18 protein-coding genes and 1 pseudogene are annotated in these 23144 nt (G+C 62.6%); 17 read left to right on the plus strand and 2 right to left on the minus strand.

The genetic code is table 11. The features are described from left to right. The first annotated feature begins 90 nt into the window (after positions 1-90). From infB to KRX51_RS04870, 7 genes and pseudogenes are all read left to right on the plus strand, one after another. Complete coding sequence (gene infB, locus KRX51_RS04840; protein ID WP_218361835.1) at positions 91-3003, plus strand: translation initiation factor IF-2; 2913 nt, start codon at positions 91-93, stop codon at positions 3001-3003. Between the two features lie 671 nt (positions 3004-3674). Then, positions 3675-4367: pseudogene (locus KRX51_RS04845) on the plus strand (DNA polymerase); the annotation flags it as partial. Positions 4368-5048: 681 nt separating this feature from the next. Beyond that, the gene (gene rbfA, locus KRX51_RS04850) at positions 5049-5498 is read left to right on the plus strand and encodes a 30S ribosome-binding factor RbfA (protein WP_218361837.1); all 450 of its coding nucleotides are present in this window, start codon (positions 5049-5051) and stop codon (positions 5496-5498) included. Then, the gene (locus tag KRX51_RS04855) at positions 5495-6529 is read left to right on the plus strand and encodes a bifunctional oligoribonuclease/PAP phosphatase NrnA (protein WP_218361839.1); all 1035 of its coding nucleotides are present in this window, start codon (positions 5495-5497) and stop codon (positions 6527-6529) included. The genes rbfA and KRX51_RS04855 overlap by 4 nt, the downstream gene beginning before the upstream one ends. Beyond that, positions 6526-7866 carry an MATE family efflux transporter gene (locus KRX51_RS04860; protein WP_218361840.1) on the plus strand — a complete coding sequence of 447 codons (1341 nt, stop codon included), beginning with the start codon at positions 6526-6528 and terminating at the stop codon, positions 7864-7866. Before KRX51_RS04855 ends, KRX51_RS04860 begins: the two co-directional genes overlap by 4 nt. A 231-nt stretch (positions 7867-8097) precedes the next feature. After that, complete coding sequence (locus KRX51_RS04865; protein ID WP_218361841.1) at positions 8098-8907, plus strand: metallophosphoesterase; 810 nt, start codon at positions 8098-8100, stop codon at positions 8905-8907. Then, positions 8904-9554, plus strand: coding sequence for a 4'-phosphopantetheinyl transferase superfamily protein (locus tag KRX51_RS04870; protein ID WP_218361842.1), 651 nt, complete (start codon positions 8904-8906; stop codon positions 9552-9554). The genes KRX51_RS04865 and KRX51_RS04870 overlap by 4 nt, the downstream gene beginning before the upstream one ends. Here KRX51_RS04870 and truB read toward each other — a convergent pair. Then, positions 9551-10483 (minus strand): tRNA pseudouridine(55) synthase TruB, encoded by a 933-nt coding sequence (truB, locus tag KRX51_RS04875; RefSeq protein WP_218361843.1) that lies wholly within the window; start codon positions 10481-10483, stop codon positions 9551-9553. The genes KRX51_RS04870 and truB overlap by 4 nt on opposite strands. Positions 10484-10543: 60 nt before the next feature. On the opposite strand from truB, the gene KRX51_RS04880 reads away from it, so the two are divergent. The 8 genes from KRX51_RS04880 to galK all read left to right on the plus strand — a co-directional run bounded on the left by KRX51_RS04880 (position 10544) and on the right by galK (position 20380). After that, complete coding sequence (locus tag KRX51_RS04880; RefSeq protein ID WP_218361844.1) at positions 10544-11545, plus strand: bifunctional riboflavin kinase/FAD synthetase; 1002 nt, start codon at positions 10544-10546, stop codon at positions 11543-11545. Positions 11546-11674: 129 nt separating this feature from the next. Beyond that, entirely contained in the window at positions 11675-11944 is a 270-nt protein-coding gene (gene rpsO / locus KRX51_RS04885) for a 30S ribosomal protein S15 (RefSeq protein ID WP_218361845.1), read from the plus strand. A 233-nt stretch (positions 11945-12177) separates the two neighbouring features. Further along, on the plus strand, positions 12178-14445 hold the full coding sequence (locus tag KRX51_RS04890) for a polyribonucleotide nucleotidyltransferase (RefSeq protein ID WP_218361846.1): 2268 nt from the start codon (positions 12178-12180) through the stop codon (positions 14443-14445). A gap of 279 nt (positions 14446-14724) precedes the next feature. Next, positions 14725-15684, plus strand: coding sequence for an aldose 1-epimerase family protein (locus KRX51_RS04895; protein ID WP_218361848.1), 960 nt, complete (start codon positions 14725-14727; stop codon positions 15682-15684). Between the two features lie 320 nt (positions 15685-16004). Next, a complete protein-coding gene (locus KRX51_RS04900) occupies positions 16005-17660 on the plus strand; it encodes a sodium:solute symporter family protein (protein ID WP_218362277.1) in 1656 nt (551 codons plus the stop codon). A 12-nt stretch (positions 17661-17672) separates the two neighbouring features. Further along, positions 17673-17984 (plus strand): LPXTG cell wall anchor domain-containing protein, encoded by a 312-nt coding sequence (locus KRX51_RS04905; RefSeq protein WP_218361849.1) that lies wholly within the window; start codon positions 17673-17675, stop codon positions 17982-17984. A gap of 3 nt (positions 17985-17987) precedes the next feature. Beyond that, positions 17988-19121, plus strand: a complete 1134-nt coding sequence (gene galT / locus KRX51_RS04910) for a galactose-1-phosphate uridylyltransferase (protein ID WP_218361850.1) — start codon at positions 17988-17990, stop codon at positions 19119-19121. Continuing rightward, positions 19118-20380, plus strand: coding sequence for a galactokinase (gene galK, locus KRX51_RS04915; protein ID WP_218361851.1), 1263 nt, complete (start codon positions 19118-19120; stop codon positions 20378-20380). Before galT ends, galK begins: the two co-directional genes overlap by 4 nt. A 48-nt stretch (positions 20381-20428) precedes the next feature. Here the strand turns inward: galK and KRX51_RS04920 are convergent, their stop codons facing one another. After that, the gene (locus KRX51_RS04920; protein WP_218361852.1) at positions 20429-21364 is read right to left on the minus strand and encodes a TIGR03571 family LLM class oxidoreductase; all 936 of its coding nucleotides are present in this window, start codon (positions 21362-21364) and stop codon (positions 20429-20431) included. 136 nt (positions 21365-21500) lie between these two features. Here KRX51_RS04920 and dapB point away from each other — a divergent pair, with 136 nt between their 5' ends. Continuing rightward, positions 21501-22262, plus strand: a complete 762-nt coding sequence (gene dapB / locus KRX51_RS04925) for a 4-hydroxy-tetrahydrodipicolinate reductase (RefSeq protein WP_218361853.1) — start codon at positions 21501-21503, stop codon at positions 22260-22262. Continuing rightward, entirely contained in the window at positions 22262-23032 is a 771-nt protein-coding gene (gene thyX / locus KRX51_RS04930; RefSeq protein WP_255549374.1) for an FAD-dependent thymidylate synthase, read from the plus strand. Before dapB ends, thyX begins: the two co-directional genes overlap by 1 nt. Positions 23033-23144: the final 112 nt, after the last annotated feature.

The following is a 23144-nucleotide window of genomic DNA, read 5'->3' on the forward strand; positions in this document are numbered from 1 at the left end:
GAACGTCAACCGATAATTCGGAGTCGGCGCATCCCTGACCCTGCATGACAGGGTTCTGGGTGCTGCTCGACTCCACAAGTGAGGAGAGCAGTGTCCGGAAAGCTCCGTGTCTATGAGCTGGCTAAGCAGCTTGGAGTCACCAGCAAAGAACTTCTTGCCGAGCTCAAAGAGCAAGGCGAGTTCGTTAAGACCGCATCGTCGACCGTGGAACCCCCGGTCGTTCGAAAGATGAAAAAGGTGTACGCCGAAAAAGACGGTGGCTCTCAAGCCGCCGCGGCCGAAACCAAAACCAATGGTGGCTCTGGCAAGCCCGGTCCGAAACCCGGCCCGCAGGCCAGCGCCAAGCCGGGTGCAAAGCCGGCACCGAAGAAGCCGTCGGCAACGCCGACACCTAAGCAGGTTGCCAAGCAGGCAGCCGCTGCTGACCCGGCCCCGACCCCGGCTGAGGTGCCCGCTGCTAAGCAGAGCTCCAAGCCGGCGCCGAAGGCTGCCAAGCCCGGTGCAAAGCCTGCAGTGACCCCCAAGACCGCAGCTGCCCAGGCAGAAGCGGCCGAGGCTGCCGCCAAACCGGCCGCCAAACCGGCCGCCCAGCCGGCGGCTAAGGCCGAACAGTCCGCAGCTAAGCCCGGTGCGAAGGCACCGTCCCCGGCTGAAGCCGCTGCCCGCCCAGGCCCGAAGGCCCCGTCGGCTAAGCCGAGCCCCAAGCCCGGTAGCCGCACCCCGCGCGTGGGCAATAATCCTTTCTCCACCGGTGCTCGTCCGGCCCCGCGGCCGTCGAATATGCCGCGCCCGCAGGGTCGCCCCGGCGGTGCCGGTGGACCCGGCGGCAAGCCGGGCCCGCGCCCGGGTGGACCCCGTCCCGGTGGCAATGCTGGTGGCGGCAAGCCCGGTCGCTCCCCGCGGCCGCAGGGCGGTAACCGCCCGACTCCGGCAGCAATGCCGGCGCACCCCAACCCCGGCCAGATGCCTGCCAAGGCCGCTGCCGGTGGTCCCGGTGGACGTCGTGGTGGCGGCCCCGGTGGTGGACCCGGTGGTCCCCGCGGCGGTGGCCCCCGTGGCGGTCGCGGCGGACGTCGCGGCGGCACTGCAGGTGCTTTCGGTCGTCCCGGTGGCGCTCCGCGTCGTGGACGTAAGTCGAAGCGGCAGAAGCGGCACGAGTACGAGGCAATGCGGGCCCCGTCGGTCGTGGGTGGCGTTCAGCTGCCCAACGGTCGCGGTCAGACCATCCGTCTTGCCCGTGGTGCCTCCCTGTCCGACTTCGCCGACAAGATCGATGCCGATCCGGCAGCCTTGGTTCAGGCTTTGTTCAACCTCGGTGAAATGGTGACCGCAACGGCCTCCGTCTCTGACGAAACCCTGCAGCTGCTGGGCGACGAGATGGACTACAAGGTCCAGGTTGTCTCTCCCGAGGACGAGGACCGCGAACTGCTCGAATCCTTCGACCTTCAGTTCGGTGAGGACGAAGGCGACGAGGATGACCTCGAGCACCGTCCTCCGGTGGTCACCGTCATGGGCCACGTCGACCACGGTAAGACGAGGCTGCTCGACAGCATCCGTCAGGCCAATGTCGGCGGCCATGAGTCCGGTGGCATCACCCAGCACATTGGTGCCTACCAGGTAGCGGTGAACCATGAGGACGAGGATCGTCGCGTGACCTTCCTGGATACCCCGGGCCACGAGGCGTTCACCGCCATGCGTGCCCGTGGTGCCAAGGCCACCGATATCGCCATCCTTGTCGTCGCCGCTGACGACGGTGTGATGCCGCAGACGGTTGAGGCGATTAACCACGCCAAGGCCGCCGAGGTGCCGATTGTCGTCGCAGTGAACAAGATCGATAAGGAAGGCGCGGACCCGCAGAAGATCCGTGGCCAGCTCACCGAATACGGCCTCACCGACGAAGCGTGGGGCGGCGACACCATGTTCGTCGATATCTCCGCTAAGCAGAACGAGAATATCGATGCACTGCTCGAAGCCGTGCTGCTGACCGCTGACGCCGAGCTGGACCTACGTGCCAACCCGGAAATGGACGCACAGGGTGTCGCCATCGAGGCCCACCTTGACCGCGGCCGTGGCCCGGTTGCCACCGTCATCGTCCACCGCGGCACGTTGCGCGTCGGTGATTCCATCGTCGTTGGCGATTCCTACGGCCGTGTGCGCCGTATGATCGATGAGTACGGCAACGATGTTGAAGAGGCAGGCCCGTCCCGCCCGGTGCAGGTGCTTGGTTTGACCAGTGTCTGTGGCGCCGGCGACAACCTGCTTGTGGTGGAGGAAGACCGCACGGCTCGTCAGATTGCAGACCGTCGCGATGCCCGTCGTCGCAACGCCCTGCAAGCGAAGAACCGCAAGCGCGTCTCCCTGGATAACCTCGACGAAATCCTCAAGGAGACCAGCACTCTTAACCTCATCCTCAAGGGCGATAACGCCGGTACGGTTGAGGCCCTGGAAGAGGCGCTGCTCAAGATTGAGGTTGATGACGAGGTCGCCCTCAACATCATCGACCGCGGTGTGGGTGCTGTCACCCAGACCAACGTCAACCTCGCTGCTGCGTCTGATGCCGTCATCATCGGTTTCAACGTTCGCTCCGAAGGCAAAGCCACGGAGATGGCCAATGCCGAGGGCGTGGATATCCGGTACTACACGGTTATCTACAACGCCATCGAAGAGGTCGAGGCTGCTCTCAAGGGCATGCTCAAGCCCATCTACGAAGAGCGTCAGATCGGTCGCGCCGAAATCCGCGCCCTGTTCAAGGCTTCTGCTGTCGGCCTCATCGCCGGCTGCATGGTCGAGTCGGGCAAGGTTCGCCGCAACGCCACTGTGCGCCTGCTGCGTGACAATAATGTTGTCACCGAGAAGGCCACCATCGAGTCGTTGCGCCGCGAAAAGGACGACGCCACCGAGGTCTCGGCTGGTTACGAGTGCGGCATGGTGCTGTCCTACCCGGACATCCAGGTCGACGACATCATCGAGGTCTACGAACAGGTTGAGGTGCCCCGCACCTAGCCCGTGGTAGTTCCACTGCCAACCGGCCCGGTCCCTGAAAGTTTCAGGGGCCGGGCCGGTTTTTGTGGGGGTGGTGGAGTACCCACATTGAACCCGCCGCTATCTGGCGGTAAGACCACGGGTTACTTACAGCCTGAACGGTATTGCGCACCGGTATGGCCTCGACGGGAAACTGTCCGACCAGGACGGCACTATGCTCACGAAGCTGGCGAAGCGCGACGGCGATTATCACCGGATACCGACTGATAGCGGCGACTACCACGCCTACTTACGCCAGGACGTAGAGGTATCCCGCGTAATGGCTTCACGGTAGACACCGAGCTAGTAAAAACGTTCCACAATGCAGCTGAGCAGCGCGTTATCTTTGCACGCTAGCTCCTAGCCGATACTTACGGGCTACCGGGCACGGGGAGCAAGCCGCACACCACCACCGACGGCCAGGCGGCGCTAGAACCTGCTTTGCCATCTCTAGGTGTGGACTACGCGGATATGTCGCGCACCACTACAGGCCGATTTTCCATCGCCCGACCAGGCCTAACTGTGCTGGGTAAGCGGGAGCATAAGGACGTATTGCAGCGCCCTATGTTGCTACCTGACAACGGGCACAGCCTTATTGCTATCGATCTATCCCAGATTGATGCACGCGCTATGGCGTACACACCCAGGACAGCGGCTACTTAGACGCATTAGAGCCGGGACGCGATATGCACTCACACGTCGCAGCGGACATGTTGGGTGCACACGGGTGGAAACCGGAGTCTGGCGAGAACCACCCTCGCCGTAGCGAGGCCAAGGCGATTACCCACGGCACGACTTACGGTATGGGGGCGAGAAGGCTCGCTCAGACAACCGGTTTTACCGAGGACGAAGTACGTCAGCACCTAACTGCACTCACACAGGCCTACCCGCAGCTCGACCAGTTCAAGAAGGATATTCGACTACGGGCCGAGAACACCCAGGTCATTACCAACGCTTTTGGCCGTCGTATGCGTGTGCATCCTGATAGTTGCTACACCCAGGAACCAGCCGGTATCGGTCAAGGCACCGCCCGTGACCTCATGGCGGAATGCTTGCTACTCCTACCGCGTTATATGGACGACTATCTACGTGCAATTGTGCATGACGAGGTTGTTCTGTCTGCACCTCGCGATGAGGTGGAGACGGTAAAGCGCGACCTCATGACCGCGTTCACCTTTGACTTCCATACCGCACCGGACACCCGCCCCGTGCGCATCCTTGCCGACCTATCCGACGAGGGTCGAGATTGGGCTGACATGTACCGCAGTGAGCACCCGGACTGGCCGGAGGTGAGCTACGAGTACCGGCAGACCCACCCAGAGTCCATAACCGAACAATTTAAATAGGTAGCGATGTAACCCGGTGCGGTGCGTATCAACGGAAGTTGAAATTTTTTAGAAAGAACGCTTGTAGCTCCGCATCAGTACCTTTCCGGTAGTCGGTTACGACAATGCAGGACACGACTTCCGGGTTACCGGGAAAATTAATGCTGGTGAACACGTGGGGTACGGAGTATCCGAAGAAGTTCACCTCCAGTGCAACCTTTAAACCTCTCCCGCCAATCACTCAGCTAGATTGCTTTGTGCCCGGGCGTAACCGCCCGGGTAGTTATTGTCCAGCTCGTTACTAACAGGTTCTAGGATTCGGTTAGCAACGAGCTGGGCTTTTTCTAACTGCATCGTTCCGCGCAAATCATCCAACGGGACTCTGGTTGATACGTCCCGATTCGGTCGAACCCAGTAGGAACGCCGATCCTCGCCATAGATCCGAAGTTCTGCACCCAATATTTGAGATTCCAGGGCGATGTTTTTAAAAAAAGAGCGTTGTCATGGTGCGTTCTTCCATACAAGAACTCTCATACCCCGGTCCAACCTTTGTATGTACGTCCAAAGTACGCCCACCGCGAACGTGGTCGGTTTCTCACGTGGCCAGTGCACTATCTGCGCCCCGAACGCGTTAGCCTGGAAGGCCGACACCCACGTTGGGTTGTTCAACGCGGCCCAACTCATTCCAAGGAAGTGATGCACATGGCTGACCAGGCACGTGCCCGCAAGCTGGCGAAGCGAATCCAAGAAATCGTCGCTGTGGCAATCGAACGCGATATCAAGGACCCGCGCCTTGAGTACGTCACCATCACCGACTGCCGGGTTACTGGCGATCTGCACGACGCGACTGTGTTCTACACGGTTCGTGGTGAAACCATTGACACCGAACCGGACTGGGAGGCAGCTGCGAATTCGCTGGAACGCGCCCGCGGTCAGCTTCGGTCGAAGGTCGGCCGAGGTACCGGTGTGCGCTACACCCCGACGCTGGCCTTCGAAGTAGATACTGTGCCGGACACTTCGGCGCACCTGGAGGAACTCCTCGCCAAGACTCGTGCCCGCGATGAGGAACTAGCCCGCAAAGCCCGTGACGCCCGTCCCGTCGGCGACGCGGACCCGTATCGGCACGACGACGATGACCCGGAGAACTCATGAGCCCGATTGATCCGCCGAACCACCAGCTTTCGCAGTCGATCAGCCGCAAGATGTCCGGTCCGCTGCAGCAGACCATGGACGCGCTCAGCACTGCCCGCAGCGTCGCAGTGGTCTGCCATATCCACCCCGATGCCGACGCAGTCGGTTCGGCCTCCGCGATGGTGATGGCACTGCGGCAGCGGGGCGTACGTGCCGTGGCGACCTACGGTATTGATGAGCTGCCTGCGAAGTCGATGCTGACTATCCCGGGTTGGAATCAGTTCGTGGCGTACACCGACTTACCCGACGATATTGACACCTGGGTAGTTGTCGATTGTGGCACCAGCCAGCGTCTCGGCGAGCTCGAAGACCGCATCCTCGGTGCAGACCGTGTGATCAATATTGATCACCACAATTCCAATGAGCTCTACGGCACGGTCAACTGCGTCGATATTGATGCCGAGTCCACTTCCATGGTGTTGGTGGACCTATTTGAGGTGTGGAATATCAAGCTCAATCGCGATATGGCGCATGCGCTCTACGCAGGTTTGCTCACCGATACCGACAGCTTTCAGTTTGGTCGGGCACGGATGCACACTGCGGCGGCGAAACTGCTCAATATGGGCTTAGACCCGCGTGTGATTAGCGCCCAGCTATTGGAGTGCCATCCCTTTGAGTACTTGCCGTTCCTAAGCCGAGTGATGGCCACTGCCGAGCGCGTCCCGGAGTGGGGTGGCGGCGCGGGACTCGTGCATGTCACCGTCGCGCACGACGATATGGGAGATATCGGCCACGATGAGGTCAAGGCTGTCATCGACGTGGTGCGGATTACCGCCGGCAGTGATGTCACCGTCGCGCTGAAGGAATACGAACCGGGGGAGTGGACGCTTTCGCTGCGTTCTCGGGAAAAAGTTGATGTCTCCGTTGTGGCGGAGTACCTCGGCGGCGGCGGGCATACCCGCGCTGCGGGTTGCAGGCTCTACGGCACCAGAGACGAGGTTCTCGACCAGATCAACGCTGCCTCCGCTACTGCTGCGGCGGCTGTGGTGTGAGTCGGCCAGAATCCGGCGCAGCCAGCGCACCTAAAGCAACGCCAGGAACGATTCTTCGCCTGGCGTTGCCGTCTTTGGGTGTCCTTGTTGCTGCCCCGTTGTATCTACTGCTCGACACTGCGGTTGTCGGGCGGCTTGGCGCTACCGAACTAGCGGCTCTGGCAGCTGGTTCCACCATTATGGCGATGGTGGTTGCCCAGTTGACCTTCCTCGCCTATGGCACTACTGCTCGGGCGAGCCGGGCTTTTGGGGCTGGTCGACGCAGCGATGCGGTGGCTGAAGGCGTGCAGGCGACCTGGGTGGCCATCGGCGTCGGAGTGGCGTTGTTGGCGTGCATGGTGGTCTTCGCAGGAATATTTACAGGCTGGTTGGCGCCGGTAGGTTCGGTGGCTGGTGAAGCAGCTGGGTGGCTGCGGATCGCTGCTTTTGGTATTCCGCTGACGTTGATTACTCAAGCTGGAAATGGCTGGTTACGCGGGGTTCAGGACACTCGTCGTCCGCTGTATTTCGTGCTGTGCGGTGTCATTCCGGCCGCGCTTGCGGTTATCCCGTTGGTGCGCACTTATGGGCTGGCTGGTTCGGCCTATTCCAATGTGTTTGGCCAGAGCCTGACTGCAACGTGTTTTGTGGTCATGCTCATTTCGGAAGCTCGTCGCTCAGAGGTTTCTTGGCGCCCTGATTTTGCTGCGATTCGCGGTCAATTAGTGATGGGGCGGGACCTGATCCTGCGTTCGTTGTCTTTCCAGGTGGCTTTTGTTTCCGCTGCTGGGGTGGTGGGCCGGTTTGGTGCTGCGCCACTTGGTGCGCACCAGGTGTTGCTGCAACTGTGGAATTTCATGTCGCTGGTGCTTGATGCGCTAGCGATTGCCGCGCAGACCCTTGTCGGCGCTGCGCTGGGCCGGGGTTCTGCTGCGGCGGCGCGTGATACCGGGCGTCGGGTGATTTTATGGTCCACCGGTTTCGCTGTGGCCCTGGGAGCTGTTTTCGCAGTCGGCCACCAGGTCATTCCGGCTATTTTCACTGATGAGCCGTCGGTGCTTGCTCAGCTTGATGGCGCTCCGTGGTGGCTGTTGGTGCTGACTATCCCGATCGGTGGGGTGGTGTTCGCTGTTGATGGTGTGTTGTTAGGCGCCGGGGATGCCGCCTTCCTGCGCAATGCGTCGATTAGTGCTGTGGTGTGTGGCTTCTTGCCACCGATTTGGCTGAGTGCTGAATTTGGGTGGGGGCTCACCGGTGTGTGGTGGGGCATGGTGGGCTTTTTGCTGGTGCGTTTAGTGGCGGTGGTGGCGCGGTATCTCAGTGGTCAGTGGGCGCGTACCGACGCTGATTCGGCATAGCGGTGGGGCGTGGCCGCGCCCCCGTGACGCAGTAACCATTTTGTGACCTCATAGCGGTTTTGCGCCAAAACTGTTGGTGCGTGTGTTTCCCATGTGACTAGAGTGGGGGAAGTGTCGCATGGGACTCGATTTTTGGCAGGTCCCCACCAGGACACTGTTACGATTTCGTGATTCCAAGCGATAAGCCACATAACCACGCACACGACAACCACACGAGAGGGGAGTGCACCCATGCCGGATTCGCACACCCCAACGCTGTGGGCGGTCGCAGACCTCCACGTCGCCGTGCGTGAAAACCGCAAAATCGCCGCCAAACTCTACCCACCCCACCCCGACGACTGGCTCATCGTGGCCGGTGATGTCGCCGAACGCCCCGAACTGGTGCTGTCCACGCTCACCGAGCTCGCCCAGCGCTATGCCCAGGTCATCTGGGCGCCAGGCAACCATGAACTGTTCTGCCGGGGCACCGACCGCCACGTCGGCGAGGACCGCTACCGCCAGCTCGTCGATGGCTGCCGCGCAATCGGGGTACTCACCCCAGAAGACCCGTTCCCGCAGTTCGGTGACACCACCGTGTGCCCACTGTTCACGCTGTACGACTACTCACTGCGCCCAGCTGGCACCACCATCGACGAAGCACTCGCCCGCGCCTATCACCGCCAAGTAGTGCTCAACGACGAATTCGCCATCAAACCATTCGTCGACCCCGTGCTGTGGTGCCGCCGCCGGCTGGCGTACACAGTGCGGCGGATGGCGTCGGTAAGCGGACCCACCATCCTCATCAACCATTGGCCCCTGGTGCGCGAACCTCTTGAAGCGCTCGCATTCCCAGAAATAGCTATGTGGTGCGGAACCCGACACACCCAGGACTGGCCGACCAGATACGACGCACACACCGTCGTCTTCGGCCACCTGCACATCCCCGGCGAGATCACCGTCGATGGCGTCAAGCACGTCGAAGTCTCCCTGGGATACCCGCGGCAATGGCGCCAGCTACCCGCAGACCGCACCTGGCCCTATCCCGTCATGGAGGCAGCATGACCGTGCTTACCCGCGCAATGCTCCCGGCCCACGCATCTTTTCGTCAGATGTGGACCCACGGAACAAACCTCGAAAACTACCTGCAGCTCGACGAACGCGAACGCTGCCTGGTCTCCGGCGCGGTTGATGCGCGCAAAGCCGAGTTCGGTGACGCCCGCTGGTGCGCTCACCGCGCCATCGAAGAACTCACCGGCGCGCCATCGACAACCCCCATCCTGCGCGGGGAGCGCGGCATGCCCATCTGGCCGGAGACAGTCACCGGGTCGATGACGCATACCAACGGCTTCCGCGCCGCTGTGGTGGTGCCGCGGTTACTCGTGCAATCCATCGGTGTTGATGCCGAAGTTGCCGAGCCGCTTCCCGACGGGGTGTTGCCCATGATCGCCTCAGAGCGCGAACAAGCCAGCGTGCGCTCCTGCGAGCTGCCCTTCGCAGACCGGCTGCTCTTCTGCGCCAAGGAGGCCACCTATAAGGCCTGGTTCCCGCTAACAGGTCGCTGGCTGGGCTTCGAAGACGCCGATATCGACGTCCGCGACGACGGCACCTTCGTCTCCTATATCCTCGCCCGGCCTACGCCGATGCACTTCATTGAAGGCACCTGGTCGCTGGATAATGGTTATGTGATCGCCACCGCAGTGGTGCGTTAAGTCAGATTCGACGGCCGAGCCACAAAAACCGGCTTTGCCCGCTTGCCTTGCTCTTCCAGCAGTGCCATGACATGCCCGTCGGGGGCTTGGGCGGCGTAGACCCCGTCATAGCCCTCGGGCTGCAACCACTGGCCCTCACTTAAAAGCGCGGCCTCATCGGCGCTGACCGTGCGCACCGGGAAACACCGCGCGCAGGCCTGGTCCAGAGACATAGACAACACCGGGGTGTCTTCGAGCGCCTCCAGGCTGAGCGCGTCACCGATAGTGAACGGGCCAGCACTAGTGCGGCGCAGCGAAGTGAGATGACCGCCCACGCCCAGGGCGTCGCCGAGGTCGCGGGCCAGCGAGCGCACATAGGTACCAGCTGAGCAGCCCACGGCGACATCAATATCGACGAAGCCCTCGGTATCGCGACGGATCTCCATGATTTCGAAGCAATCGACGCTGACTGGGCGGGCTGGAATATTGACCTCTTCGCCGCGCCGGATGCGTTCATGGGCGCGGACACCATCAATTTTAATGGCGGACACCGCTGCGGGGACCTGCATAATGTCGCCGGTGAGGGTGGCTACCTTTTCCCGGATGGCCTCGTCGGTAACCGCTGTAGCGTCGGTTCGGGAGAGTTCTTCGCCTTCGGCATCGTCGGTATGGGTGGCCATGCCTAGGCGAATGGTGGCGGAGTAGCTTTTAGCGTCGGCATGCACATGGGGGAGGAATTTTGTGCCGCGGTTAATGCCCACTACCAGCACACCAGTGGCCATGGGGTCCAGGGTTCCGGAGTGGCCCACTCGCCGGGTGTGGAAGATGCGGCGCAGTTTGGCGACCACATCATGACTGGTCAATCCTTGCGGCTTGTCAACAACGACAATGCCGGAATCGGCGAGCGGGTCGGTATGGGCGTCGGAATCAGCGGTGGTGGAAGAGGACATGGCCCGGATTCTAACGCCGTAGTGCATGACGGCTCGACGTGATGTCGTATCGTTGCGGTCGTGAATATTTGGCACGGACTAGATGACGTACCCGCGGACCTCGGGGAGACCGTGGTGACTATCGGTGTATTTGATGGTATTCACCGCGGCCATCAGCGCCTTATCCGTTCGGCTGTGGCCCGCGGCAACGAGTTGGGGCTGCCCACTGTCCTGGTGACCTTGCACCCCAACCCGGTGGCTGTTTTTGCCCCGGACCGCGCCCCGGCGCAGTTGTCTACTCCTTCGCAGCGCGCCGAGTTGGCCGCCGAGCTTGGTGTGGACGCGACATTGGTGTTGCCGTTTACCAAGGAACTTGCCTCTACTGAGCCGCAGGATTTCGTGCGCGAGATCCTGCACAACAGCCTGCACGCGAAGTCCGTGCATGTGGGCCAGAACTTCACCTATGGCAGTCGGGCTGCCGGTGATCACACGACCTTGCCGGAACACGGCGCTGAGTTGGGTATTGAGGTCACCATCGTGGAGTTGCTTGCCGACGATGGGGGCCGGGTGTCCTCGACTCGGATTCGTTCTTTGCTTGCCGACGGTGACGTCGCCGCCGCTGCGAAATGTTTAGGCCACCCGCACCGGGTCAGTGGTGAAATTATTCGCGGCGCCGGTCGTGGTGGGTCGCAGCTGGGCTACCCGACGGCGAACCTGGATTTGGCGGAAGGTACCGCTGTGCCAGCCGATGGTGTGTATGCCGGTTGGTTCTGCGTCACAGCCGGTCCGGACCGTGATCAGCGCGACCCGGAGGGCAATATGGCCTTCGCGCAGCGTTATCCGGCTGCGGTGAGCGTCGGCAGCAACTCCACGTTCGGCGAGACCGAGCGCACCGTGGAGGCCTACGTGATTGGTCGGGCTGCGGACTTATATGGCCTGACTGGGCATCTGGACTTCGTGGAGCGGATTCGCGGAATGGTGAAGTTCGACGGCATCGAAGCGCTGATCGAGCAAATGCATGATGATGTGGACCAGTGCCAGGCAATCCTGGACGCAGATGCTGCTGCCAACGATAGTGAGTGATTTTTAGGCAGGCGTGCTACCTGGTAGTATCGCTGGCCGGTCGTGACCGTGGTCCATGACAGTCACTTTTAGCCCTCAGGGCGACCCTTATGGACTGAAATAGTCATCGAACAGAAGAGGAATATCACCATGGCGCTTTCCGCCGCTGAAAAGTCCGACATTCTCAAGGAATTCGGCCTGCACGAGACCGACACCGGTTCCCCCGAAGCTCAGGTTGCCCTGCTGACCTACCGCATCCGTCAGCTCACCGAGCATCTGAAGTTCCACAAGCACGACCACCACTCCCGCCGTGGCCTGCTGCTGCTCGTCGGTCGCCGCAAGGGCCTGCTGAAGTACCTGCAGGACAACGACGTCGAGCGTTACCGTAAGCTCATCGAGCGCCTCGGTCTGCGTCGCTAAGACTTTTCCCACGCTTTTCCACCCCCGCCGCCAGTTTTCGACTGCGGCGGGGGTGTTTTGTGTTCGCCGGGCGCCCCTGGGGCGGGGTGTGCGACCGGCCCGCGGGATCGAGAATCGGCGGTGAATATAAAAGCCCTGCTAGGGTTAGCGGCGATGTCCCACGAAGTGAACGTGTGGGCGGCACCGATGATCGCCCTAGGGACACATGATGGAAAGACGTGGTTATTTACCGCATGAGCAATAACAACGAGTACGAGTACGACGAAGCATACGAAGACAATATTGTCGACACCGTCGCCGTAATCGATAACGGAGACTTTGGCACCCGCGAGGTGCGCTTCGAATCCGGCGAACTGGCACTGCAGGCGGATGGTTCGGTCACCGCCTACCTGGATGACGAGACCATGATGCTCGCCACCACCTGTGCCTCCTCCAAGCCCCGCGAGGGTTTCGATTTCTTCCCGCTGACCGTTGATGTCGAAGAGCGGATGTACGCCGCCGGCCGCATCCCGGGTTCCTTCTTCCGCCGCGAGGGTCGCCCTTCGACCGACGCCATCCTTGCGTGCCGCCTCATTGACCGCCCGCTGCGCCCGACCTTCGTGAAGGGCTTGCGCAACGAGGTGCAGATCGTGGTCACCGTGCTGTCGCTGGACCCGAAGGACATGTACGACGTGGTGGCCATCAACGCCGCCTCGGCGGCCACACAGCTGTCCGGCCTGCCGGTTTCCGGCCCGGTCGGTGGCGTGCGCATGGCTCTTGTTGCCGATGATGAGCACCCCAAGGGCGCCTGGGTTGCCTTCCCGACCCATGAGCAGCACGAAAACGCCCTGTTTGAGCTGGTTGTTGCCGGTCGCCTAACTGATGACAACACCGCCAAGGGCCAGTCGAAGTCCCAGGCTAAGGCCAAGGCCGACAATGTGGCCATCATGATGGTCGAAGCCGGTGCGACTGAGAAGGTCAGCGAACTTATCGCCGAGGGCCGTCCCGCCCCGACCGAGCCCGTTGTGGCTGAGGGCCTCGAGGCTGCTAAGCCGCATATCGCTGCCCTGTGCCGCGCCCAGCAGGAACTTCTGGACAAGGCCGGCAATGAGCCGCAGGACCTGCCGCTGTTCCCGCCGTACAACGACGACGTCTACGCCGCCGTTGAAGCTGAGGCCGCCAAGAAGCTGCCGAAGCTGTTGAAGACGGAAGGCAAGCAGGAGCGCGACGACGCCACCAATGAGCATATGGTGCAGGTTGTTGAGGCATTGTCGGAACAGTTCCCGGAGCGCGAGCAGGAAATCCGCAATGCCTACAACGCGTTGATGAAGTCCATTGTGCGCCAGATGATCCTCAGCGATGGTTTCCGCATCGATGGCCGTTCTACCAACGCCATCCGCGATCTGTCTATTGCCATTGAGCTCATCCCGCGTGCTCATGGTTCCGCCCTATTCCAGCGTGGTGAAACCCAGATTCTGGGCGTGACCACCCTGGATATGATGAAGATGGAACAGCAGATTGATTCGCTGGGCCCGGTGGATCATAAGCGCTATATGCACCACTACAACTTCCCGCCGTACTCCACCGGTGAGACTGGTCGTGTGGGTTCGCCGAAGCGCCGCGAGATCGGCCACGGTGCGCTGGCTGAGCGTGCCCTGATCCCGGTGCTGCCCAGCCGCGAGGAGTTCCCGTACGCCATCCGCCAGGTCTCTGAGGCCCTCGGCTCCAATGGCTCGACCTCTATGGGCTCGGTGTGTGCGTCCACGTTGTCGCTGTACAACGCTGGTGTGCCGCTGAAGGCCCCGGTTGCCGGTATTGCGATGGGCCTGGTCTCCGGTGAGGTTGACGGCAAGACCCGCTATGTGGCCTTGACCGATATCCTCGGCGCCGAAGATGCCTTCGGCGATATGGACTTCAAGGTCGCTGGCACCTCGGACTACATCACCGCATTGCAGCTGGACACCAAGCTCGACGGTATCCCCTCGAAGGTGCTTGCCGACGCTTTGGCCCAGGCCAAGGAGGCGCGCACTGAGATCCTCGACACCATGGCTAATGCCATTGACGGTCCTGAGGAAATGAGCCCGCTGGCGCCGAAGATCACCACCGTGTCGGTTCCGCCGTCGAAGATCGGTGAGGTCATCGGCCCGAAGGGCAAGACCATCAACTCGATCACGGAGGACACCGGCGCCAATATCTCCATTGAGGACGATGGCACCGTCTACGTCTCCGCGACGAGCGGCGAAGCTGCCGATGCTGCGATCGAGAAGATCAACGCCATCGCCAACCCGCAGCTGCCCAAGGTCGGCGAGCGCTACCTCGGCACCGTGGTGAAGACCACCGCCTTCGGTGCGTTTGTGTCCCTGGTGCCCGGCCGCGATGGGCTGGTGCATATCTCCAAGCTCGGTGACGGCAAGCGCATCGACAAGGTAGAAGACGTCGTCAATGTGGGCGACAAGATCCAGGTCGAGATTGCCGATATCGACAACCGCGGCAAGATCTCGCTGGTTCCGGTCAAGGAATAATTCCCGGGCCCGGGGCGGCTTAGTGCCAGTCCCTGCTGCCTGTTTTAGGCCCCCGTCGGACGCGCATATGCGCCTCCGACGGGGGCCTTCGCGATCCTGGCTTAGTGTGCTGTTCCTGCTGTGCGTGGAAAAGGTTTTTCGCAGCTGCTCGCCTGGTCACCAGGTAGGCTTGGGTGCGGGTCCGGTCGGCCGGAAGGCGGCGGGGCCGGGGACCCGGCTGCGGTCGGCGTCGGCGTCGGGCGCGGTCTACCAGCGCCGCCCGACGCGAGGATGGTGCCCATGTACGAGGATCCCGGGCCGCGCACGATGCTGTGTGCCGGCGACTACCAGGCGTGGATCGGTGAGGTCGGCGGTGGACCGCGCAGCCTGAGGTACCAGGGGCAGCCGCTGCTTGCGGAATACCCCGAGGCTGCCGCACCACCATTGGATGCCGGAATTTTGCTTGCCCCCTGGCCGAACCGTACCCGCGACGGGGAGTACACCTTCGCTGGCCAAAAACATCGTCTGGTGGTTACCGAACCGCCCCGGCACACCGCCATCCACGGTTTCACAGGCCGAATGGCGTGGTCGCCGGCGCAGCCTGGTGATGCAGATCCAGCCACGGTCATCCGTCGCCGGTTGCATATCCCCGAGCAGCCCGGCTGGCCCTGGCCGCTGGAGCTGACCGCTGACTGGTCTCTTGACCCCGAACAGGGCCTGTGTGGTGAGTTGTCAGTGACGAACCGTGCTGAGCAGGCGTGCCCCCTCGGTGTGGGCTGGCATCCTTATCTCGTTGCTCGTGGGGCGGCGCTGGACGAATGCACCTTGCAGGCCCCGGTGGCGTCTGCACTGCCGCTGGATGAGCGCCGCAACCTGCCTTCCGGGCCGGAGGAGCCGGCAGGCACAGTCCTGGAGCCGGTCGGTGGCCGTAGCGTCGCTGAAGGCTGGTCGGTGCCGATGTCTGGAACGTGGCTGGATCACTGCTTCGGTGGGCTGCCCGCCGCAGAGGACGGTTGGTCGCGGGCGCAACTGCGCGGCCCGGACGGCGCGGTGGAGCTGCGCGCTGGTGGGGACTTCCGCTGGTGGCAGATCTATACCGCTGACCCGAATCGCGGTGAGGGTTTCCCGGGCCTGGGTAGGGCAGTGGCGGTAGAGCCGATGAGCTGCCCGCCGGATGCGCTCAACTCCGGTCGGGATTTGTTGGTTGTAGAGCCGGGGCAGACCCGACAATTCCGGGTGGGCGTGCGCGCCGTGGATTAACCCGGTGGTGGCCAGCGCCGCGAATGTGCCGGTCGCGGCTGTATCCCGCTGCAGGTCCGATCCAAAAGGGAGATCGATACTACCGTGTCGACCCACCCTTTCGGAATGTGGGAATCCCCACTTCGCGCCTTGCAGCGGGAATCGCTTTATCGGCGTAAAAACGGGGGTGATGGGCGACAACACGCGGGCATGACCTGTGGTCGCCGGTAGCACTTCCCCGGCCGCGTGATCGCCCCCCACGGCAACCAGGGTCCCGCCGCACCGGATGCACCCGCACCCGGACCGCAGGGGCCCGCGGCAAAGGAGACGTGACAGTGATCATGGCTCAGGAGGCGCTACGCCTCGACGCCACATGGGTGGATTACTCACTAGTGGCGCTGTACTTCATCTTCGTCCTCGGTATCGGCTGGGCTGCCCGTTCAAAGGTGTCCAGCTCGATCGACTTCTTCCTCTCCGGCAGGTCTCTGCCGGCCTGGGTTACCGGGCTCGCGTTCATCTCAGCGAACCTCGGTGCCGTCGAGATCGTCGGCATGAGCGCCAACGGTGTCGAATATGGCTTCCAGACGATGCACTACTTCTGGATCGGCGCCATCCCGGCGATGGTCTTCCTCGGCATCGTGATGATGCCCTTCTACTACGGCTCCAAGGTTCGCTCGGTGCCGGAGTTCATGCTTCGTCGCTTCGGCCCCGGCGCACACCTGGTCAACGCGATCTCCTTCGCAGTGGCCCAGCTGCTCATCGCCGGCATCAACCTGCTGCTGCTGGCCAAGGTGGTCAACTCCTTGCTCGGCTGGCCGCTCATCGTCACCCTGCTTATCGCTGCGGCAATCGTGCTGTCCTACATCACCCTCGGCGGCCTGTCCGCAGCTATCTACAACGAGGTGCTGCAGTTCTTCGTCATCGTCGCCGCTTTGGTGCCGCTGACCCTCATCGGTCTGCATAATGTCGGCGGTTGGGGCGGCCTGAAGACCGCACTGAATGCCGAAAGCCACTTCCACACCTGGCCCGGTACGGATATCTCTGGTTTCGACAACCCGATCATCAGCGTTATCGGCCTGACCTTCGGCCTCGGCTTCGTGCTGTCCTTCGGTTACTGGACCACCAACTTCGTTGAGGTGCAGCGCTCCATGGCCGCCGATTCGCTGTCTGCGGCCCGGCGTACCCCGATTATCGGCGCCTTCCCGAAGATGTTCGTGCCCTTCGTCGTGGTGCTGCCCGGCATGATTGCTGCGGCCACCGTCGCCCCGATCATGGACTCCTCGGCCCCGCCGAACGACGCGATGCTCTACCTCATGCGCGACCTGCTGCCCAATGGCTTGCTCGGTGTCGCCCTGGCTGGTCTGCTCGCCGCGTTTATGGCCGGTATGGCGGCCAATATCTCCGCCTTCAACACCGTGTTCAGCTACGACATTTGGCAGACCTATGTGGTCAAGGACCGCGCCGACGACTACTACCTCAAGATTGGTCGACTGGCCACCATCGGTGCCACGCTTATCGCCGTGGGCACCGCGCTTATCGCGGATAATTTCGGCAACGTCATGGACTACCTCCAGACGCTGTTCGGCTTCTTCAACGCGCCGCTGTTCGCGACCTTCATCCTCGGTATGTTCTGGAAGCGCATGACCCCCACCGCCGGCTGGGTCGGTCTGGTACTGGGCACGCTGTCCGCGATGACCTACTGGGGCGTCAGCGAATTCGGTGGCCTGGAAGCAAGCTTCTTCAACCTGCCCGGCCAGGGCACTGCGTTCGTCGCTGCCTCCATCGCCTTCGCGGTGGACATCATCGCCTCGGTTATCGTCTCCCTGGTCACCGAGCCGAAGCCGGACAAGGAGCTGGTTGGCTTCGTCAAGTCCGTGACCCCCAAGGAAGACCTGGTCGACGCGGCGGAAGAGGGCCTGCCCTGGTACCGCCGCACCGTCCCGCTGGGCATGCTCTGCCTGGTAATGGTCCTGGCCCTCAACATCATCTTCGCCTAGGAGGCACATCCCATGGCAACCAAGGAAACCACTACTGGTGCCACTCGTCGACGCGCCGCCGGCGCCTTCGACATCCGCAATGTGATCGGGCTGCTGCTCGGCCTCTACGGCCTTGTCCTGCTCATCGCTGCGTTCCTGCTCGAACCCGGAGTGAATCCGGACACCGGGTTGGATAAGAACCCCATGTACAACACCTGGGCCGGCCTGGCTTTGCTGGCTGTCGCCGCAGTGTTCTTCATCTGGGCGAAGCTGCGCCCGATCATTGTGCCCGTGGAACCGGGCACGCTGGAGGCAGAGCAGCTCGACGCCAATCGGGGTGCCTAAGCCGTGGCGGAGCATGAATTCGCTGTCACTCGCACCACGCTTGCCGACGGCCGCGAGCTGATCTACTTCGACGACTCCCCGGGGTACGCAACTGGGGAAAAAGTCAGGGAGTTGCATGACGCTCGCGACCTGCCGGAGGCAGTAACCGAGTCTGAGTTGCGTCGCGACCCGTTGACCGGGGACTGGTACGCCTATGCGGCGCACCGGATGAACCGCACGTTCATGCCCCCGGCAAACGAGGACCCGCTGGCGCCGACTCGTCCGGGAGAACTGCCTACGGAGGTACCCGCCGACGACTACGACGTGGCGGTATTCGAGAACCGCTTCCCGTCACTGTCGATGCACATGGAGGTTCCGGACGACTTCGCCGAGCGCGTTGACGGCCAAGACCTCTACCCGCGTCGGCCAGCCCTGGCGCGCTGTGAGGTGGTCTGCTTCACCCCCGACGTGTCCGGTTCCTTCCGGGATCTGCCACGGCAGCGGGTGCGCACGGTCATCGAGGCCTGGGCGCACCGCACCCGGGAACTCTCCGAGATCGATGGGGTGCGCCTGGTATTCCCCTTCGAAAACCGTGGTGAGGAGATCGGGGTTACCCTGCAGCACCCGCATGGGCAGATCTACTCCTACCCGTACCTGCCGCCTCGGGCGGCGGCCATTGCTCGTCGCTGCCAGGAGCACCGCGAGGCCACTGGCCGTGAGCTTTTCGACGATCTGATCGCCGCGGAGCGCAGTTCCGGGCGCCGGGTTCTCTTTGAGGGTGAGCATTTCCTCGTCTTCGTACCGGCCTTTGCGAAATGGCCGGTAGAGGTGATGGTTGTGCCTTACCGCGATGTACCCGACTTCGCGGCGCTGGACGACTCGGAGAAGGACGAGCTGGCTTCGATCCTGCTGGATCTGTTTGGTCGGCTGGACCGGTTCTTCGATGGTGTCGAGCGCACTCCCTATATCGCGTCCTGGAATCAGGCTCCGGTGGGGGAGGATCGCCGCGACGGTCGGCTGCACCTGCAGCTGTACTCGATGATGCGCTCTGCTGGGCGAATGAAGTTCCTCGCCGGCTCGGAATCGGGCCAGGGGGCGTGGATCTCCGACACCACCCCAGAACGCATCGCAGATCGATTTAGGGAGGTAGCCCAATGAGTGGCGCCGAATCAGAAACAGTGCACGTCCCCGCCCGCGATGACGCCACCGGCGCCGCCGACGCCACCGCCTTATTCCGCCGCGTCTTTGACGCGGAGCCAGCAGGGGTGTGGTCAGCGCCGGGTCGAGTGAACCTCATCGGCGAGCACGTCGACTATGCCGGCGGCATCTGCCTGCCTTTCGCGCTGGCCCAACGCACCTTCGCCGCGGTAGCCCCGCGTGAAGATGGCATGCTGCGACTGGTCTCTGATTTCGGCGGCGCCGATGCCGAACCAGTACAGATCGCGCTTTCCGACGTCGGCCCGGGCAGCCCTGAGGGCTGGTCCGGTTATGCCGCAGGCGCAATCTGGGCCCAGCAGGAAGCCGGCGATCTTCCGTCGGACCTGGGTGGCTTCGATATCGCGATTACCTCCGATGTGCCGGTCGGTGGTGGACTGTCCAGTTCCGCCGCCTTGGAGTGCTCGGTGGCTTTGGCCGCCCGGGAGCTCGCCAGCACCGAAGAGGTTGATGAGGACGCCCGGCGTCGCTTGGTGAGCGCGTGTATGCGCGCGGAAAACGAGGTTGTTGGTGCGGCTACCGGCGGCCTGGATCAGCGCATCGCGCTGCTCGGCCAGCCTGGTTATGCTCTGGCCATTGATTTTGGTGAAGACACCGATGAGCAGGTCGCCTGCGATCTCGGTGCCGCCGGGCTGGAGTTGCTGGTCATCGATACCCGCGCCGCGCATAGCCTCGCCGACGGCCAGTACGCCTCCCGGCGTGGCGTCATTGATGGCGTCGCCGCGGCCGCTGGCGCCAATGTGCTGCGCGAGGTCGCCGATCCGCTCCAACACGCCGAAAAGTGGGCTGCCGAGTCCACTCCCGACGGCGTTGACCAGGCGACGTGGGCTGATACGGTGCGCCGCAGGGTGGGCCATGTGCTCTCTGAGAATGAGCGCACCACTGCAGCCATCGCACAGCTGCGAGCCGGTGACTTCGAGGCCTTCGGCAGGTCCATGTGTGCCTCGCACGCCAGCCTGCGCGACGACTACGAGGTCTCGTGCGCAGAACTGGACCTGGCAGTGGACACTGCAATGGAACATGGCGCGATCGGAGCCCGGATGACCGGAGGCGGTTTCGGCGGCTCCGCGATCGCCCTGGTCCGTTCCGAGGATGAGGCGAAGGTGGCGCGCGCTATTGCCGACGCTTTCGCCAAGGCCGGGTTCACCGCCCCGGCATTCCTGGCGGCCACGCCGTCGGCAGGCGCCCGCCGGGTCGCCTGACCACAGCTGACAAGCGGCGCCGGGGTAATGCGCATTACCCCGGCGCCGTTAGTCGTTGACAGTGGGGAAGTGGGGCAAAATATGCTCCCCAAATTCCTGTAATACCTCCGGGATAGGCCGGCCCCGGCACGACCGAAGATTGATCACCATATGGTCCACGCCGGCTTGTTCCATTTCCCGCAAATATGCGATGAGGAATCTACGCCCGGCCCGAAAACCGTGACGCAAGGGTTTAGCGGGGGCGTCAGCGTCGGCAAGCAAATCCACCGATAGCTGCGTCAGATAGGGCTGCGGCTGCCGACCCGCTGCTTTGGTGAGCTCACGAAACGTACGGACATGAGCTGCTGTGCGGTCTTGGTCTTGCGGATAGAACAACCAACCATCGCCGTGCTTGGCAATCCACTCTGGGGACTGGCGACAATGCCCCGTGATAATCAGCGGGATCGGTTCGCCACCAGCCGGCTTCGGCAGCATCTCGACCCCCATATCGACAGCACCCCACCTATTCGCCGTGGTCATAGGCGTACCAGGCTGCCAGAGTGCACGAATATACGACACCGCATCGGCGAAGCTGCGCTGCCGCTGCGAACGTTTCTGCTTAAAAGCGGGAAACTCCTCTTCCCGATCCCCGGTGGCAACACCAAGAGCAACCCGGCCACCGGATAATAAGTCCAGGCTCGCCGCCTGCTTCGCAACATGAATGGGGTGGCGCAGAGTCAGGATGGTCGAACCCGTGGCAAGCCCAATGCGCCTGGTGCGGGCAGCAATAAAACTCATGTACACGAATGGGTCATAAATCTGGCCGGCATCGCGGAACTCGTAACACAACAACGGCACATCGCGGAACCACAACGTGTCGAACCCCACCTCTTCGGCCAGCACCGCACGCTCAGCATCGACGGACATATCCGGCACGGGGCCGTCATTGGTCAGTGGCTCGGCAACACCCAAGCTAAGGCGACCGACGGGGAAATGGTGCGGCATGGGGCCTCCTGGAATCGGTGGCATCTGGTGTACCTACTACGCCAACGCCGCATTACTGTGCCCTGCACGGCAATGTCCGGTAGGGCAGTAGGGTGGAACCTTGAACAAGCACCACCATAGAGGAGGCAGTTTTTATATGAGCACGGTGAAAGTTGGCGTCCTCGGCGCCCACGGCAAGGTCGGTCGCACTATTTGTGAGGCCGTTCGCGATGCCGATGACCTCGAGCTTGTCGCCGAAATCGACGCCGGTGATGATATCGCCGACCTGTCGAAGAATGGTGCACAGGTCGTGGTGGACTTCACCCAGCCGGATGCGGTGATGGGCAACCTCGAATACTGCATTAATAACGGTATCCACGCCGTGGTCGGCACCACTGGCTTTACCGATGAGCGCCTTGCGCAGGTGCGCACCTGGATTAGCGATGCGAAGGATAACGGTGTCGGCGCTAATGTGCTGATCGCCCCGAACTTTGCGATTTCGGCGGTACTGACCATGAAGTTCGCGGAAATGGCAGCACCCTTCTTCGAGTCCGCTGAAGTTATTGAGATGCACCACCCGTTTAAAAAGGACGCCCCCTCCGGCACTGCGGTGCACACCGCCCAGGGCATTGCCCGCGCCCGGGCCGAAGCCGATAAGGGCGCCCAGCCCGACGCCACCGAGCAGAGCCTCGACGGCGCCCGCGGTGCCGACGTTGATGGTGTCCCGGTGCACGCAGTGCGGATGACCGGCGCTGTTGCCCATGAGACCGTCATCTTCGGCACGGAGGGCCAGTCGCTCACCATCAAGCAGGACTCCTACGACCGCACCAGCTTCGTGCCCGGCGTGCTCGTCGGCGTGCGCCAGATTGCCGACCATGATGGCCTGACTGTGGGCCTCGAGTCGTACCTGGGCCTGTGATGCCAGTGCCGGATATTGTCGACCTGCAGGTTGAACTCATCGCAGCCACGACATTCACTGCGCCTGCCGACGTGCCGTGGCAGCCACCCGCACCGGAAAAAACCGGCGATGGGGAAGCGCTGATCGAGTTCGCCGGCCGCGCCTGCTACGAGACCTGGGATAAACCCAACCCACACACAGCCGCCAATGACGCCTATCTGCGTCATGTGCTCGAGGTCGGCCATACCTCGCTGTTTGAGCATGCCTCGGCGACGCTCTATGTCCGTGGGCTGTCGCGATCCTGCGCCCAGGAGCTCACCCGGCACCGGCATTTTTCCTTCTCCCAGCTCTCGCAGCGCTTCGTCCCGGAGACCGCCAATAATGTGGTGGCCCCGGCGGTTGTGGCCGAGGACGAGGAGTTGCGGGAGATTTTTGAAGCCGCCGTGGACGAGTCGCGCTACGCCTACCACCGGCTTCTCGACGCACTGGAGGAGCGCCTCGGCGATGAGCCGAACGCTGTGTTGCGCCGTAAACAAGCCCGCCAGGCCGCACGCAGTGTGCTGCCCAACGCCACCGAAACCCGCATTGTGGTCACCGGTAACTACCGCTCGTGGCGGCATTTCATCGGTATGCGCGCTGTTGAGCATGCCGACGCTGAGATCCGCGCTTTGGCGGTGGAATGCCTCAAGCAGCTGCGCACGGTAGCGCCGGCGGCCTTCGGTGATTTCGAAATTTCCGAACTGCGTGATGGTTCTGTGATCGCCTCTAGCCCCTACGCATTCGAGGGCTAGCAGCGCTCTCGGGCGGCTCAGCGCTACCCAAACGTCTGCTGGGCTTGTCGGTATCGCACGAAAAGTGCGCTGGCCAGGCATAGCGCCGCCATGGTGGCTAGTACGAAAACGA

The sequence above is a fragment of the Corynebacterium sp. TAE3-ERU12 genome (assembly GCF_019209905.1).
Classification (GTDB): Bacteria; Actinomycetota; Actinomycetes; order Mycobacteriales; family Mycobacteriaceae; genus Corynebacterium.

What these genes read in the sequence shown, in the direction of transcription:
- rbfA (WP_218361837.1), top strand. Translation starts at nt 5,049, where the DNA reads ATGGCTGACCAGGCACGTGCCCGCAAGCTGGCGAAGCGAATCCAAGAA.
- KRX51_RS04855 (WP_218361839.1), top strand. Translation starts at nt 5,495, where the DNA reads ATGAGCCCGATTGATCCGCCGAACCACCAGCTTTCGCAGTCGATCAGC.
- KRX51_RS04865 (WP_218361841.1), top strand. Translation starts at nt 8,098, where the DNA reads ATGCCGGATTCGCACACCCCAACGCTGTGGGCGGTCGCAGACCTCCAC.
- KRX51_RS04870 (WP_218361842.1), top strand. Translation starts at nt 8,904, where the DNA reads ATGACCGTGCTTACCCGCGCAATGCTCCCGGCCCACGCATCTTTTCGT.
- truB (WP_218361843.1), bottom strand. Translation starts at nt 10,483, where the DNA reads ATGTCCTCTTCCACCACCGCTGATTCCGACGCCCATACCGACCCGCTC.
- rpsO (WP_218361845.1), top strand. Translation starts at nt 11,675, where the DNA reads ATGGCGCTTTCCGCCGCTGAAAAGTCCGACATTCTCAAGGAATTCGGC.
- KRX51_RS04890 (WP_218361846.1), top strand. Translation starts at nt 12,178, where the DNA reads ATGAGCAATAACAACGAGTACGAGTACGACGAAGCATACGAAGACAAT.
- KRX51_RS04895 (WP_218361848.1), top strand. Translation starts at nt 14,725, where the DNA reads ATGTACGAGGATCCCGGGCCGCGCACGATGCTGTGTGCCGGCGACTAC.
- KRX51_RS04900 (WP_218362277.1), top strand. Translation starts at nt 16,005, where the DNA reads ATGGCTCAGGAGGCGCTACGCCTCGACGCCACATGGGTGGATTACTCA.
- KRX51_RS04905 (WP_218361849.1), top strand. Translation starts at nt 17,673, where the DNA reads ATGGCAACCAAGGAAACCACTACTGGTGCCACTCGTCGACGCGCCGCC.
- galK (WP_218361851.1), top strand. Translation starts at nt 19,118, where the DNA reads ATGAGTGGCGCCGAATCAGAAACAGTGCACGTCCCCGCCCGCGATGAC.
- KRX51_RS04920 (WP_218361852.1), bottom strand. Translation starts at nt 21,364, where the DNA reads ATGCCGCACCATTTCCCCGTCGGTCGCCTTAGCTTGGGTGTTGCCGAG.
- dapB (WP_218361853.1), top strand. Translation starts at nt 21,501, where the DNA reads ATGAGCACGGTGAAAGTTGGCGTCCTCGGCGCCCACGGCAAGGTCGGT.
- thyX (WP_255549374.1), top strand. Translation starts at nt 22,262, where the DNA reads ATGCCAGTGCCGGATATTGTCGACCTGCAGGTTGAACTCATCGCAGCC.